General features: G+C 67.3%; 13 protein-coding genes. 8 read left to right on the top strand and 5 right to left on the bottom strand.

What is annotated here, in order from left to right:
* Positions 1-101: 101 nt before the first annotated feature.
* From IB228_RS18725 to def, 5 genes are all read right to left on the bottom strand, one after another.
* The gene (locus tag IB228_RS18725) at positions 102-1,775 is read right to left on the bottom strand and encodes a glycosyltransferase family 39 protein (protein WP_192199514.1); all 1,674 of its coding nucleotides are present in this window, start codon (positions 1,773-1,775) and stop codon (positions 102-104) included.
* A 12-nt stretch (positions 1,776-1,787) separates the two neighbouring features.
* Positions 1,788-3,050 (bottom strand): O-antigen ligase family protein, encoded by a 1,263-nt coding sequence (locus IB228_RS18720; protein WP_183639545.1) that lies wholly within the window; start codon positions 3,048-3,050, stop codon positions 1,788-1,790.
* A 64-nt stretch (positions 3,051-3,114) separates the two neighbouring features.
* The gene (gene rsmB / locus IB228_RS18715; RefSeq protein WP_343227104.1) at positions 3,115-4,425 is read right to left on the bottom strand and encodes a 16S rRNA (cytosine(967)-C(5))-methyltransferase RsmB; all 1,311 of its coding nucleotides are present in this window, start codon (positions 4,423-4,425) and stop codon (positions 3,115-3,117) included.
* Positions 4,422-5,342 carry a methionyl-tRNA formyltransferase gene (gene fmt / locus IB228_RS18710; RefSeq protein WP_192199513.1) on the bottom strand — a complete coding sequence of 307 codons (921 nt, stop codon included), beginning with the start codon at positions 5,340-5,342 and terminating at the stop codon, positions 4,422-4,424. Before fmt ends, rsmB begins: the two co-directional genes overlap by 4 nt.
* 103 nt (positions 5,343-5,445) lie before the next feature.
* The gene (gene def, locus IB228_RS18705; RefSeq protein WP_192199512.1) at positions 5,446-5,961 is read right to left on the bottom strand and encodes a peptide deformylase; all 516 of its coding nucleotides are present in this window, start codon (positions 5,959-5,961) and stop codon (positions 5,446-5,448) included.
* 131 nt (positions 5,962-6,092) lie between these two features.
* Here def and IB228_RS18700 point away from each other — a divergent pair, with 131 nt between their 5' ends.
* From IB228_RS18700 to IB228_RS18665, 8 genes are all read left to right on the top strand, one after another.
* Positions 6,093-7,262, top strand: coding sequence for a LysM domain-containing protein (locus IB228_RS18700; RefSeq protein WP_192199511.1), 1,170 nt, complete (start codon positions 6,093-6,095; stop codon positions 7,260-7,262).
* 76 nt (positions 7,263-7,338) lie between these two features.
* Complete coding sequence (gene dprA / locus IB228_RS18695) at positions 7,339-8,478, top strand: DNA-processing protein DprA (protein ID WP_192199510.1); 1,140 nt, start codon at positions 7,339-7,341, stop codon at positions 8,476-8,478.
* Between the two features lie 42 nt (positions 8,479-8,520).
* Positions 8,521-8,994 (top strand): DUF494 family protein, encoded by a 474-nt coding sequence (locus IB228_RS18690; RefSeq protein WP_141455174.1) that lies wholly within the window; start codon positions 8,521-8,523, stop codon positions 8,992-8,994.
* Positions 8,995-9,024: 30 nt separating this feature from the next.
* Positions 9,025-9,738, top strand: a complete 714-nt coding sequence (locus IB228_RS18685; RefSeq protein ID WP_183639550.1) for a GYF domain-containing protein — start codon at positions 9,025-9,027, stop codon at positions 9,736-9,738.
* A 99-nt stretch (positions 9,739-9,837) separates the two neighbouring features.
* Positions 9,838-10,932, top strand: coding sequence for an RDD family protein (locus tag IB228_RS18680; RefSeq protein ID WP_192199509.1), 1,095 nt, complete (start codon positions 9,838-9,840; stop codon positions 10,930-10,932).
* 31 nt (positions 10,933-10,963) lie between these two features.
* Complete coding sequence (locus IB228_RS18675) at positions 10,964-11,866, top strand: RDD family protein (RefSeq protein ID WP_192199508.1); 903 nt, start codon at positions 10,964-10,966, stop codon at positions 11,864-11,866.
* A 12-nt stretch (positions 11,867-11,878) separates the two neighbouring features.
* Positions 11,879-12,829, top strand: a complete 951-nt coding sequence (locus tag IB228_RS18670) for an RDD family protein (RefSeq protein WP_192199507.1) — start codon at positions 11,879-11,881, stop codon at positions 12,827-12,829.
* A 172-nt stretch (positions 12,830-13,001) separates the two neighbouring features.
* Positions 13,002-15,560, top strand: a complete 2,559-nt coding sequence (locus IB228_RS18665; RefSeq protein ID WP_192199506.1) for a DNA topoisomerase I — start codon at positions 13,002-13,004, stop codon at positions 15,558-15,560.
* Positions 15,561-15,588: the final 28 nt, after the last annotated feature.

Raw genomic sequence — 15,588 nt, 5'->3', positions numbered from 1 at the left:
ATTGTAGCCTTCCCCCTATCTACAGTAACGATTTGCCACGGCAGGCGCACAGCGGTAACCGATGGCGTTCAGCATGCTGGGCTGGGGCTGAATGCGCGAAATCATTTACAGTCAATAGAGGCTTGATGGTTGACCAGCCACCAGCTACGTCGGTTTGCGGTACCGAGAGGCACTGCGGATGGGCGCTCGACGCATGCGGGAAGTGACTCGTTCTGGATCATCAACACGCGTTGTTCAGGAGTCTCTCGCAGCCAGGCCAGGCCGCGCTGCCATTGCAGCTCGACCGGCGCGCGGAAACCGAACTCGGTCACCTCGCCTTGCGCCTGCAGCAGTTGCTGTTCCTTCCAGTCCACCAGCCCGATGGCGGTGTCCACGCCGGCGCGTGCGCGTGCTTCGGCCATCACGTCGCGCGCCGAGTTCTCGCCGTCCAGCAACGGCGCCAGCGCCATGCCGTAGCCGACCCACAGCACCAGCACGGTCACCAGGGTCAGCGGGATCGCGCGCGCGCGCCGCAGCCACAACGCGGCGGCGACGATCAGTCCCCCCATGACCGCCAGCGCCAGCCACAGGTGATCCGCATGCGGATCGCCGGCCAGGCCGCGCTCGGCTTCCAGCTTCAGTTCGAAACGCGGATCGCCGGTCAGCGCCATGCCTCCGGCTACCAGCAGCAAGCCGCCCAGCGCCACCGCGAACACCAGCAACCCGGCGCGCACGCCGCGACGCTCGCCCAATGCGGGCAGGAACGGGGCCGCCGCCCACGCCAGCGCCGGCAGCGCGGGCAGGATGTACATATCGCGCTTGCCCGGGCTGGCGCTGAAGAACAGCAGCACCAGCAGCATCCACGCCAGCGGCCACCACACCCGCGCGTCGCGCTGGCGCCAGGCCTCGCGCCACGGCTTGATCAGCCAGGGAATGAAGATCGAGAACGGCAACCAGAACAGCGCGATGACTTCCAGGAAGTACCACGGCGGCGCCTGGTGGTGCCATGCGGCGACGTAGCGGGTGGCGGTCTGGCGGAACAGGATTTCGTTGAGATAGGCACGGTGCTCGGGATCCCCGCTGGTCAACGCGGTCACCACCATCGGCACGAACCACAGCGCGATCGCCAACAGGAAACTGGCCCCGCCCAGCCACCATCGGCCCGCGCCCTTCGGCGCCGGCTCGGTCAGTCCCTGCCAGCCGCGCCAGCGCATCAGCGCGTAGGGAATCAGCGCCAGCAACGGCAGGAAACCCACGCCCTTGCTGATCACGCCCAGGCCGGCGGAGAAGCAGCCCAGCCAGTACCAGCGCCAGTTCGGTCCCAGCAGCATGTGCCGGCCGAGGCCGTACATGCCCAGGGTGATGAAGAACACCACGGTCGGATCGATCTGCGCGCGCTTGCCCTGGTAGACGAACTGCATCGCGCACAGCACCGCGCCGGCCGCCCACAGCGCGGCCTGGCGGTTCCAGGTACGGCGTGCGAAGTCGTAGGTCAGCACCAGCGTGCCCAGCGCCGCCAGCAGCGACGGAATCAGGAAGGCGACGTTCCAGTGGCGCACCACCGCGTAGATGGACGCGATCATCCAGAAATACAGCGGCGGCTTGTCCGGATAGAGCTCCTGGCCGCGGTGCGGGAACAGCCACTGGCCGGACTCCCACATCTGCTTGGCCACCAGCACGAAACGCGGCTCGTCGGCCGGCCACGGCGCGCGCATGCCCAGCCCCGCGCCGATTACCACCAACGCGAACAGCAGGAACCACCAGAAGTAATGCTGTTCTTTGATTACTTTGGACATGTCAGAAGATTCTCAAGAGATAGCGGACGTTCCGGTACTCAGGGAAACACGACGACGGCCGGACTGCCCTAGGAGAAATCCGACAATGATCGCGTACGCGCTTGCGCTCAACGCATGGGCGAACATCGATTGCGACAATCCGGCCACGACATATACAAACACAACCACCAGTCCGGTCCGGGCAACAGTCTTCGTTTCGAGGTCCATTGCAGCTCGCCCCAGACGCATGAACAACGCGATCGGAATGCCATAAATCGCCAAGATCATCAGCAATCCCGGAATCCCCATTGTCGCGGCCCATTCCGCCAAGTCGTTGTGTGCATGGCCCAACACGCACATTCCCATGGGCGAACGCGTCTCGCATCCCGGTAGCTGATCAACAAGCGAGCCGAACCGCTGGATTCCGATACCGGAGATGGGGTGCTGAAGAAACGTATCCCATGCCATTTTCCATAACTGGAATCTTGCGCCAATTGGCGAATCCGGATCGCCCTTGAGATAAGCATTCACATTGGGGACGACGGCATCGAGTCGCATCTGGTCGACCAACGATGGCGTGTTCCCAATCAGCAATATCACCACTAGGCTGATGCCAAGGAATGCGAAAAATCGACGCCAGTTCCACCGTTCCTCCTTCCAAGCCACCGAAATCGGCATCAGCAGGATGGACGTGACGAGTGCGGCTCGGCTCCCCGTCATGACAATAGCGGCGACTCCCAATCCCACCACAAGCCATCGCAACAGGCTCGCCGAAGGACGCTGGAAGTCCGGCCCCAGGAACGTGACCACCACGAGGAGGACCAGGATGAGATTGGCGAACACGATCGGATTCCCCAGTCCAGCCCGCTCTGTCCCGGTACTCACCTGCCAGCAGGCCACGGCAAACGCCAACACTAGTCCGGAGACGCTGCTCCACCACAGATCACTTCGCCTGATATCCATCGTCGACGCCAGCCATGCGCACCATGGAATCAGCAACAGCCGGCTGACATTGTCCAGAGTCCGCAAGGGTTGGTCGTGCAATAGCAGCGAGCACAGTACGACGACATTCGTTGCAACCGCGAGCCAACCCACCGTTTTCAGTCCATAGGGCCATATCGAGGGCGGTGACGGTTGTTGCCGCCAAGCTACCAACGACGACACCACGAGCAAGACCCCGAATATCAGCAATCCTTTTTCCACGACCAATGCGCAACCGAGCAAGAGGACGGCCAAACGGGCAACGCTGTGTCCCAGCACTACGGCTGAAACATCCTTTTTCTGGATATTCTTCACATCGTTACCCGCGCTGAGCGATTCGCCTGCGTTGCCATGGACAGTGGTCTTTACTCTGCTACCGTCACGATGTTCGCAGATGCTTGGCAAGCTTGGCGTAGAAGAAGCCGTCCATGCCATCCTCGCCCGGCAGGCGCTGGCGGCCGGCGCCGGAGGCATGGCCGAAGCGCGGGTCCAGCGCTTCGGTGCGGGCGTCGGGCGTGCGCGCCAGGAAGGCGTCGATCTGGCGCTCGTTCTCGTCCTTGAGGATCGAGCAGGTCGCATACAGCAGCATGCCGCCCGGCCGCAGCAGGGTCCACGCCGCATCCAGCAGGCGTGCCTGCAGCGCGCGCAGCGCGTCGATGTCCTCCGGCCGCCGGTGCAGCAGCACGTCGGGCTGGCGACGGACGATGCCGGTCGCCGAACACGGCGCGTCCAGCAGGACCGCGTCGAACGGCTGGCCGTCCCACCAGATCGAAGGTTCGCCCGCATCGGCTGCGCGCAGTTGCGCCCGCACGCCGACCCGCGCGAGCGTTTCGCCCACCCGCTGCAACCGCCGTGCGTCGACATCCATCGCCAGCAGGCGCAACGTGCCATCGCGTTCGAGCAGGTGCGCCGCCTTGCCGCCGGGGGCGGCGCAGGCATCGAGCACACGCGCACCGACGGCGGGTGCCAGCGCATCGGCCACCAACTGCGCAGCGCCGTCCTGGACCGACACGTCGCCGCCGGTGAAGCCCGGCAACGCGGCCACGGCCACCGGCGTATCGACGCGAATCGCATCGGTGGCCAACGGCGAGGCGGACGCGACGAGTTCCGGCAACGTCTGTCGCAGGCGTTCCAGATAATCCGCCACCGGCATGCGCGCGCGGTTGACCCGCAGCCACAGCGGGGCGGCTTCGGCGCTCGCGGCGAAAACCGCATCGGCCTGCCCGGTCCAGTCCTGGCGCACGCGCTCGCGCAGCCACGCCGGCCAGGCCTGTTCGGGTGCGGCGGCCGGCAGGCCTTCGCGCTGCGCGCGGCGCAGGATCGCGTTGACCATCCCGGCCTGGTGCGAGCGCTTCAGTTCCCGCGCGGCTTCCACAGTGGTAGAGAGCGCGGCATGCGCCGGCAGTTGCAATGCATCGATCTGGGCGAAGCCGACCCACAACAGCGCCCGCAGTTCGCCGTCGCGCCGGCCCAGCGGTTTCTGCATCCAGCGGCGCAGGGCTTCGTCATAGCGGACGCGCTGGCGCAACGCGGCGAAGCAGATCGCTTCGGCCAGCGCGCGATCCCGCGGGTCCGGCAGGCGCGGCAGGCCCGCGGCCAGTTCCGCCTTGAGCGAACGCCCCCGGTGCGCGACCGCATCGAGGATGCGCGCGGCCAGTGCACGCACGGCGGCGCCGGTGCCCGGATTCACGCGGTCACCAGATCCCGGCGCGCGTTGAGGTAGTCGGCGGCGGTGATCGCCTTGCCGCCCTCGCGCTGGACCACCCGCAGGCGCAGCGCGCCCTGGCCGCAGGCGATGTCCAGGCCCTGCCGGCCCGCCGTGAGCAGCGTGCCGGGTTCGGCCCGGTGCGCCAGATCCAGCGCGACCGCGCCATGGATGCGCAGGCGTTCGCCGGCCACGCTCGCCTCGGCCACCGGCCAGGGTTCGAACGCGCGCACCTTGCGCGCCAGCGCGTCGGCCGGCTGCGACCAGTCCAGCCGCGCTTCGTGCTTTTCCAGCTTGTGCGCATACGTGGCACCGGCTTCGGTCTGCGCCTGCGCCACCGGGCGCATGCCCGCGCGCAGCAGGCCAAGCCCGTCGGCAAGCACGCGCGCGCCCAGTTCGGACAGGCGGTCGTGCAGTTGCCCGCCGGTTTCCTGTTCGCCGATGGGCGTGCGCTGGGACAGCAGCACCGGGCCGGTATCCAGCCCGGCTTCCATCTGCATCAGGCAGACGCCGGTTTCGGCGTCGCCGGCTTCGATCGCGCGCTGGATCGGCGCGGCGCCACGCCAGCGCGGCAGCATCGACGCATGCACGTTCCAGCAACCGTAACGCGGGATGTCCAGCACCGCTTGCGGCAGGATCAGGCCGTAGGCGACGACGATCATCAGGTCCGGGGCCAGTTCGCGCAGGGCTTCCTGCGAGGATTTCTTCCTCAGCGATTCCGGTTGCAGTACCGGGATGCCGCGCTGGATCGCCTCCAGCTTGACCGGCGAAGGCGTCAGCCCGCGGCCGCGGCCGGCGGGCCGATCCGGCTGGGTGTACACCGCGACGACTTCATTGCGCGCGTGCGCCGCGCGCAAGCTGGGAACGGCGAACGCCGGCGTGCCGGCAAAAACGATTCTCATGGAAGACGAGGTATCCGGAGAGGAAGAAGGAGGATGGCGGCCGGCGCGACCCGCAACCTGGCTCTTGCGAATCCCAAATCCCGAATCACCAATCCCGCGGCCGTCAGGCCGCAGCCTGACGCCGCTGCTTGGCCAGCTTCTTGCGCACCATCTCGCGCTTGAGCGGCGAGAGGTAGTCGACGAACAGCTTGCCGTCGAGATGATCCATTTCGTGCTGGATGCAGACCGCCAGCAGGCCGTCGGCACGCAGTTCCTGCGCCTGGCCCCGGCGATCGACGAAGCGCACGGTGATTTCGTTGGAACGGGTGACGTCGGCATAGATGCCGGGAACCGACAGGCAGCCTTCCTGGTAGACCTGGTCGCCGGCCCGGTCGACGATCTCCGGATTGATGAAGACCCGGGGGTCGTTCTTCTCTTCGCTGATGTCGATGACCATGAAGCGCTGGTGCACGTCCACCTGGCTGGCGGCCAGGCCGATGCCCGGGGCCTCGTACATGGTCTCGAACATGTCGTCCAGCAGGGTCTGGAAGGCCGGCTCGGTCACCCGCGCCGGGTCGACCGGCACCGCCTTGGTGCGCAGCCGGGGATCGGGGAATTCGAGGATGGGAAGCAGTGCCATGGTGTGTCCGAGATGGGGGCGCCAGTGGAATCCGGCAAGGCCTCACGGATTCTAACTCGGGCGCTTGCGTTGCGCCGGGTTTTCTGGACTATAGTGCGGACCACCTGTCGGGGAATCAGGTAGATACAGCCATGTTTAAACATTTTCGTACGGTTCTCGCCGTTGCGGCGATTACCGTGGGCAGCTATGCCGCCGCCGCAGAAATGGCGGGGGACCACCCGGACACGTACGTGGTCAAGCGGGGGGACACCCTCTGGGACATTTCCGCCCGCTTCTTGAAGAAGCCGTGGCTGTGGCCGGAGATCTGGCAGGCCAATCCGCAGATCAAGAACCCCCATCTCATCTACCCCGGCGACGTGCTCAGCCTGGCTTATCTGGATCGCGTGGCGGTCCAGGCCGGTCCGCGCCAGGAAGCCCCGCTGAACGCGATTCCGCTGTCCGACGTCGAGCCGTTCCTGAAGAACCTGAGCATCACCGACAGCTTCCAGCATCTGCCGTACGTCGCCGGGCTGGAAGAGAACATGCTGCGCGCCACCGCGGGCCAGAACGTGTACGTGCTCGGGCTGGACCAGGCCCAGCCCGGCCAGCGCTACGCGATCGTGCGCCCGGGCCTGCGCTACACCCAGACCCGGGTGAAATCCAGCGGCGAGTACCTGACCTACAAGGAAGACCTGGACTACCGCGGCGCCCGCATCAAGGGCGCGCCGGCGGACTGGAACCGCCAGTGGTCCAGCTCGGCGCTGTCCGACGGCGGTCCGGTCGAACTGTTGGGCTACGAGCTTGAGCAGGTCAACGTCGGCACCATCACCCGCGGCCTCGTGCCCGGCAGCGAAACGGTCACCCTGACCCTGCAGGACAGCGGCAAGGAAGTCCGTGCCGGCGATCGCGTGGTCCCGGTCGAGGCCAAGCCGTACGACCTGCAGTTCTTCCCGCATCCGCCGGCCACGGCCATCGCCGAGGGCAAGCTGCAGATCCTGGCCGTCGCCAACGCGCTGACGTCCGGTGGTCCGCGCGACGTCGTCGCCATTTCCGGCGGCAGCCGCGAAGGCATCGACAATGGCACCGTGCTGTCGGTCTGGCGCCGGGGCGACCATGTCGCCAACAAGGTGCGCTGGCCCAATTCCTCGCGCATGGACGATTCGCCGCGCAACGGCGCCGGCCGGGTCAGCCTGCCGGACGAGTACGCCGCGCACGTGATGGTGTTCCGCACCTTCGACAAGGTCAGCTACGGGCTGGTGATGGAAGGGGTGAAGGCCACCCGGGTGGGCTACGAGCTGAAGCATCCGGACGCCACCTACTGAGTCTTCGGACAAACCCTACGCAACACCGCGACGGCGCCCGAGGGCGCCGTCGTCGTCTCCGCACTAGGCTGGCCTCATGTCCCGCCACGAAGACGACTCCGAGGCCCTGTTGCGCCTGACCCTGGCCGGCGGCGGCAGCGCCGCCCGCCGCCGCCTGCTGGAACGCCATGGCAGCCCCGGCGCCGCGTTCGCGGCCGGGCCGCGCGGATGGCGGGCGGCCGGACTGGACGATGGCCAGGTCAGCGCCTTCGCGGCGCCGGCCGCTGCGGGACTGGCAATCGCCCGGGAGTGGCTGGCTGCTTCGCCCCGCCATCACCTGATCGGCTGGGATTCGGGCGACTATCCGCCGCTGCTGCGCCATTGCCCGCATCCGCCGCTGGCGCTGTTCGTCGATGGCGATCCGGCGCTGCTGTGGCGTCCCTCAGTGGCGGTGGTCGGCAGCCGCTCGCCGACCGCCGGCGGACGCGACAACGCCGCGGCGTTCGCCGCCGCGCTGGCCCGGGCGGGGGTCGTGGTGGCCAGCGGCATGGCCGCCGGCATCGACGCCGCCGCGCACGAGAGCGCCCTGGGCCAGGTCGAAGGGACCACCGTCGCGGTCCTGGGCACCGGTCCGGAACAGGCATATCCACGCCGGCACGCGCCATTGCGGGATCGCATCGCCGCGCACGGCGCGGTGGTCAGCGAGCATCCCCCGGGCACCGGCGCGCATCCCAGCCACTTTCCCCGCCGCAACCGGATCATCGCCGGCCTGTCGCTGGCCACGCTGGTGATCGAGGCCGCCGAGCGCTCCGGCGCGCTGATCACCGCTCGCCAGGCGGCGGACAGCGGCCGCGACGTGTTCGCCGTGCCCGGTTCCATCCACAATCCGCTGGCGCGCGGCTGCCACCGCCTGATCCGCGACGGGGCCGGCCTGGTCGAACGCGGGGACGAACTGCTGGACGCCCTCGCCCCGCAATTGGCCGGGACGGTCCGGACCCTGCGCGAACAGCTCGGCGAACCTGAACAGACCCCTCCCGAACGGTCGCTTTCGGCCGGCGGCGGCCGGGACCCCGACTACCAGAAGTTGTGGCGCGCGCTTGGTCACGACCCAACGGGTATGGATCAACTGGTGGATCGGACCGGATTGACGACCGCCGCCCTGTCCTCCATGCTGCTCGCCATGGAACTGGATGGGCGCGTATCGGTCGAACACGGCCGTTACTGCCGCAAAGGCTAGTTTCTTTCCTCCACAGCGCCACCGTGCGCAGGCCGAGGGGCAATGAAAGAGAGCATCCTGGATGTACTGCTGTACCTGTTTGAACACTATTTCACCGAGGACGCGGACCCCGTCCGTGATCGCGACTCTCTCCAGAACGGCCTGATCCAGGCCGGCTTCAGCCCCGCCGAAATCAACAAGGCTTTCGACTGGCTCGACGCCCTGGCCGATCAGCGGCCCGGCGCGCCGCAACCGCGCGTGGGCGGCCCGACCCGCATCTTCCATGGCCCGGAGCTGGAAAAGCTCGACGTGGAAGGCCGCGGCTTCCTGATGTTCCTGGAACAGCACGGCATCCTCGATGCCGATCAGCGCGAACTGGTGCTGGATCGGGCGATGGCGCTGGATCAGGACGAGCTGGATCTGGACGACCTGAAGTGGGTCGTGCTGATGGTGCTGTTCAACCAGCCCGGCTCGGAAGCGGCCTACGCGTGGATGGAAACGCAGATGTTCGTGGACGAACCTGAACCGGTACACTGAGCCGACTTCAACCTGCTTTCGGGGGAAAGCATGGCCCAGTGGTATTACGCGGAAGGACCGGGGCGGAACGTTGGACCACTGACCACGGAGGAACTGGCGGCCTGCTTCCGGCGGGGCCAGTTGATGCTGGATTCCCAGGTCTGGCGCGAGGGCATGGCGCAATGGCAACCCTTGCGCAGCGTGGCCGCCGAGCTGGGCCTGGACGCTACCGCGTCGGCCACCGCGCCGATGCCGCCGCCGCTTCCCGGCGCGCCGGGCCACGCCAGCCCGCGCCCGGGCGCTCCGGCAATCGCGCCCGCACCGCGAGGGATGAGCCGCGGCACGATCATCCTGATCATCTGCCTGGCGGCGATCATTCCCATGCTGGCCATCCTCGGCATCCTGGCGGCGATCGCCATACCCGCGTACCAGCAATACACCTCGCGCGCCAAGCTGATGGAACCGATCGCCGCGGGCGACGCTCTGAAGCCGCTGATTGAACGCCATCTGGCCGAAGGCCGCTGCCCCGACAACGACGCCGACGGCTTCCAGCCGGAAGCCGCCTACGCATCCCCGCATGTCGCCGGCATTCTCGTCGGCGAGTTCGACGACGGCACGTGCGGGGTGGAGGTGCGCGTCCGCGGCACCGGCAATTCGCGCATGGACGACCACGCCATCTGGATTTTCTACGACGGCCAGTCCCGCAGCTGGGGCTGCACCTCGGACATCGAGGACCCGCTGCTGCCGGAGCGGTGCCGCGGCTGATGCCGCATGCCGGCGATCCCGCCCCGCGGTGGTCGCCCATCTAGGCGTTGACGAGCGCTTGCGGTAACGTTCGCAGCGCAACGGTTTGGGGAAACCAGCATGTCCACTTGGTATTACGCCGGGGCCGAGCGGCAACCGCTCGGCCCGTTGTCCACGGATGAACTGAAACAACACTTCCACAGCGAACGGATCGCACTGGACACGCTGGTCTGGCGCGACGGAATGATGCAGTGGCGACCACTGGCGGACCTGGCCCAGCAGCTCGGCCTGCTGGAGATGCCGCGGGCACCGTTCGATGCCTCACCCGCGTCGCCCGCCGCGTTCGTGCCCCCGGCGCCACCGACGGTTCCCGCGCCGCCGACGATCGCACGCGTGGAAGCCGAAGAGGTCGCAGCCGCCGTCACCGCGCCGCCCGAACGGATGCCGGCACCATCGGCCGCACCGGCGGGTAGCCGCGCGGTGTTCAATCTCGGCAGCGATCCTTCGCCCACGCCGGTGTACGAGCGTCCGGAGATCATCGAGCGCATGGCCGCGGCGGGCACCGGCGAGACCGCTGCCTCCCGCAACCCGTACCTGGCCGCCCGCGCGCCGCTGCAGGCGCAGCCCTCCTTCGTCGCCGACCAGAATGTCGTCTACGCCGGATTCTGGAAGCGCGCGGCCGCGACGATCATCGACGGCTTCATCCTGTCGCTGGTGGTGGGCCTGTGCGGCGAACTGTTCGGCGTGATCCTCAGCGATCTCGCCGGCGGCGGCGAATTGGCCACGGCGATCACCACCTCGCTCAGCACGCTCGCCCTCAACGCGCTCTACTTCGCCTGGTTCCATTCCACCTTCAACTACGCCACGCCGGGCAAGATGGCGATCGGCATCAAGGTGGTGCGCAGCCATGGCGAACCGATCTCGTTCCTGCGCGCGCTGGCACGCTTCTTCGCCACCATCCTCAGCACGCTGACGCTCTTCATCGGCTACCTGATGGCCGCGTTCACCGCGCGCAAGCAATCGCTGCACGACATCATCTGCGACACCGTGGTGGTCGACAAATGGGCCTACACCACCGAGCCGGAGCGCCAGCGCAGCGAGCTGGGTCTGGTCGCGATCGTGGTGCTGGGCCTGTATGGTCTGGTCATCGTGGCGGGCGTGGTCCTGATTTTCTTCGTCATCGGCCTGGCCGCGACCACGCAGCGGTTCGGTTGAACAAGCAACAGCAACAGGAGCGGTACAAAAAATGAGCAGTTGGTTTTTCGCCATCGGCGAGCAGCGCCAAGGTCCGATCAGCACGGAAGAACTGGGCACGCGTTTCCAGCGTGGCGAAATCACGCCGGATGTGCTGGTCTGGCGCGACGGCATGGACGGCTGGCGCCCGCTGGGCGAGATGGCCGCGGAACTGGGCCTGGCGATTCCGGCCGCCGCGCCCGCCATTGCCACCGTGGTCAACGAGCCGGCTTCGCCGTACGCGGCACCGGCCGCGCACGTTCCGCTGCAGTCCGCGCCGGTGTTCGCCGGCCAGGTGGTGATGGCCGGTTTCTGGAAGCGTTTCGCCGCCTCCTTCATCGACGGCATGGTGATGATGGTGGTGACCCTGGTGGTCGCCCTGGTCGGCCTCATGCTCACCGGCGGCGCGGCCGCGCTGAATCCGCAGGCATTCGCCAACGACATGATGCGCGGCACCCTCGGGGTGACCTTCATCCTGGCGTTCTATGTGCTGCCGATCCTGGCCCAGGCGGTCTACTTCACCTGGATGCACGCGTCCGCGTCGCAGGCGACCCTGGGCAAGCTCGCGGTCGGCATCAAGGTGGCACGCACCGATGGCCAGGCGCTCACCCTGGGCCGCAGCTTCGGTCGCTGGTGCGCGTACTTCTTCCTCAACCTGGTCAGCTGCGGCGTCACGACGCTGATATCGGCATTCACCGTCGGCCTGACCGAGCGCAAGCAGGCCCTGCACGACATGATCGCCGATACCCTGGTCGTGGACCGCTGGGCCTTCACCGCCCATCCGGAACGGCAGCGCCGCGACCTGGGCGCGGTGACCTGGACGATCATCGTGCTGGCGGGCCTGTTCTTCGTCGCCTATATCGGCTTCTTCGTGTTCGCCATGGGCATGGCCGCCATCGCCGGCGGCAACCAGTAATCCCGGCGGGCGATGAAGCACTGGTATTACGCGGACGAGGCGCGGCAGCCGCAGGGCCCGGTGGATGCCGCGATGCTGCGGGATCTGCTGGCCGGCGGACGGATTTCCCACGCCACCCTGATCTGGCGCGACGGCCTGTCGCAATGGCAGGCAGCCGGCGATTTCGCCCGGGAACTGGGCCTGGACACCGGCGCGCGTTTCCGGCAACCGCCGGTCGTCGCGGAAGAAGTCGCGGAAGAAAGGGACGGGTCGACGGCCGGGGCCATTACCGATACCGCGTCGTTCCCGCCCCCGGACACCACGCCTGAAACGGACGCGTCCCCATATGCCGCGCCCGAGGCCGCAGTCGGGCTCGTGTCGCAGGTCGTGCAGGGCGGCGAGGTCGTCTATGCCGGTTTCTGGAAACGCACGGCGGCCTACACCATCGACAGCTTCCTGCTGACCATCATCACCACGGTGATCAGCACCGTGACCGGGCTTGCGATGCTGCCGCTGGTCATGGCCGACGCGACCCAGCCGCTGCTCGTCCTGGTGCTGCAGGTCGCGTCCTATCTGGTGCAGATCGTGGTGATGGCCGGGTATTTCGCCTGGTTCCATGCCTCACCGCACCAGGCGACGCCCGGCAAGATGGCGGTCGGCATCAAGGTGGTGGACACGCAGGGCGCGCCGATCAGCTTCTGGCGCGCCATCGGCCGGTTCTTCGCGACCTTCGTCAGCACGCTGCTGCTCATGGCGGGCTACCTGATGGCGGCCTTCACCGGCCGCAAGCAGGCCCTGCACGACCTGATCTGCGGCACCCTGGTGGTGGACAAGTGGGCCTACACCCACTATCCGGAGCGCCAGCAGCCGAAGCTGGGCGTGGTCACCTGGATTGCCCTCGCCCTGGGGGGACTGCTGTCCCTGATGTTCCTGCTGGCGGCCGGTGCGCTGGTCGCCGCCATGGGAGGCGTTTTCGGAAGGTGACGGGCTTCACGGAACCCGTTCAGGGTTGACAGCCGTGCCCGGGCATGATTCCACTAGTAAATAGCGAAACCTGAACGCCCGGGGCCACGGCTCCGGGCGTCGGCTTCTCTGCCGCCCGCTTTTGCGCCACCCTTGCCGGCCACGCGCCGCCCCCACCGCCCATCGGAAGGACATGTCCAAGCACCTCCTCATCGTCGAATCGCCGGCCAAGGCCAAGACGATCAACAAATACCTCGGCAAGGACTTCCACGTCCTGGCGTCCTACGGTCACGTGCGCGACCTGGTGCCGAAGGAGGGGGCGGTGGATCCGGACAACGGCTTCGCGATGCGCTACGACCTCATCGACAAGAACGAGAAGCACGTCGATGCGATCGCCAAGGCGGCCAAGGCGGCCGAAGACATCTATCTGGCGACCGACCCGGACCGCGAGGGCGAGGCGATCAGCTGGCACATCGCGGAAATCCTGAAGGAGCGCGGCCTGCTCAAGGACAAGCCGCTGCACCGGGTGGTGTTCACCGAAATCACCCCGCGGGCCATCCGCGAAGCGATGAACCAGCCGCGCCAGATCGCCAACGAACTGGTCGATGCCCAGCAGGCGCGCCGCGCGCTGGACTATCTGGTCGGCTTCAACCTGTCGCCGGTGCTGTGGCGCAAGGTCCAGCGCGGCCTGTCCGCCGGCCGCGTGCAGTCGCCCGCGCTGCGCATGATCGTCGAGCGCGAAGAGGAAATCGAAGCCTTCATCGCGCGCGAGTACTGGTCCATCGAGGCCGAATGCGCGCACCCGCGCCAGTCCTTCACCGCCAAGCTCACCCGCCTGGACGGCCAGAAGTTCGAGCAGTTCACGGTCACCGACGGTGACACCGCCGAAGCCGCGCGCATGCGCATCCAGCAGGCCGCGCAGGGTTCGCTGCATGTCACCGACGTGACCAGCAAGGAACGCAAGCGCCGGCCCGCGCCGCCGTTCACCACCTCCACCCTGCAGCAGGAAGCCGCGCGCAAGCTGGGCTTCACCACCCGCAAGACCATGCAGGTCGCGCAGAAGCTGTATGAAGGCGTGGCGATCGGCGAGGAAGGCACGGTCGGCCTGATCAGCTACATGCGTACCGACTCGGTCAGCCTGTCGGTCGAGGCGCTGAACGAGATCCGCGACGTCATCGCCCGCGACTACGGCACCCAGGCGCTGCCGGACAAGCCCAACACCTACCAGACCAAGTCCAAGAACGCGCAGGAAGCGCACGAAGCCGTGCGCCCGACCTCGGCACTGCGCACGCCGGCGCAGGTGGCGCGTTTCCTCAGCGACGACGAGCGCAAGCTCTACGAACTGATCTGGAAGCGCGCGGTGGCCTGCCAGATGGTGCCGGCCACGCTCAACACCGTCAGCGTCGACCTGGCCGCGGGCAGCGAGCACAGCTTCCGCGCCAGCGGCACCACCGTGATCGATCCCGGCTTCCTGGCCGTGTACGAGGAAGGCAAGGACCAGAAGGGCGCGGAAGACGACGACGAAGGCCGCAAGCTGCCGCCGATGAAACCGGGCGACCGGGTACCGCTGGATCGCATCCACGCCGACCAGCATTTCACCCAGCCGCCGCCGCGCTTCACCGAAGCCGCGCTGGTCAAGGCGCTGGAGGAATACGGCATCGGCCGTCCCTCCACCTACGCTTCGATCATCCAGACCCTGCTGTTCCGCAAGTACACCGAGATGGAAGGCCGCGCCTTCAAGCCCACCGACGTGGGCCGCGCGGTCTCCAAGTTCCTCAGCGGCCACTTCACCCAATACGTGGACTACGACTTCACCGCCCGGCTCGAGGACGAGCTGGACGCGGTCTCTCGCGGCGAGGAGGAATGGGTCCCGCTGATGGAGAAGTTCTGGGGCCCGTTCAAGGAACTGATCGAGGAGAAGAAGGAATCGGTCGATCGCAGCGAGGCCACGGGCGCGCGCGAACTCGGTACCGATCCCAAGTCCGGCAAGCCGGTCAGCGTGCGCCTGGGCCGGTTCGGTCCCTACGCCCAGATCGGCGACAAGGACACCGACGAGAAGCTCGAATTCGCCTCGCTGCGTCCGGGCCAGTCGATGCACACCATCACCCTGGACGAAGCGATCGAGCTGTTCAAGCTGCCGCGCAAGCTGGGCCAGGACAATGGCGAGGAAGTCAGCGTCGGCATCGGCCGCTTCGGCCCGTTCGCCAAGCGCGGCAGCACCTACGCCTCGCTGAAGAAGGAAGACGATCCGTACACGATCGATCTGGCGCGCGCGGTCTTCCTGATCAACGAGAAGGAAGAAATCGCCCGCAACCGCATCATCAAGGAATTCGACGGCAGCGACATCCAGGTGCTGAACGGCCGCTTTGGTCCGTACATCAGCGACGGCAAGCTCAACGGCAAGATTCCCAAGGATCGCGAGCCCGCCTCGCTGACCCTGGCCGAAGTGCAGCAGCTGCTGGAGGAAACCGGCAAGCCCGCGCGGCGCGGTTTCGGCGCCAAGAAGGCCACCGCCAAGAAGGCCGCGGTGAAGAAGGAAGCCGCGCCGAAGAAGGCCGCCGCCAAGAAGACGGCGACGAAGAAAACCGCGACCAAGAGCACCACGACCAAGAGCCCGGCCACCAAGAAGGCCACCGCGAAGAAGGCCGCCGTGACCGTCACCGAACCGGCCAAGTCGCTGCTGACCCCGGCCAAGGTGGAACCCGGCAAGAAGCGGGTCGCCAAGAAGCAGAGCGACGACGCGCCGTTCTGATTCGCTGCCTCAAGCCGCGCCCCGCGGG

The organism is Pseudoxanthomonas sp. PXM04 (genome assembly GCF_014851695.1).
GTDB classification, from domain to species: Bacteria; Pseudomonadota; Gammaproteobacteria; order Xanthomonadales; family Xanthomonadaceae; genus Pseudoxanthomonas_A; species Pseudoxanthomonas_A beigongshangi.
The sequence above is the reverse complement of the archived record's forward strand: the minus strand, read 5'-3'. Positions and strand labels throughout refer to the sequence as shown.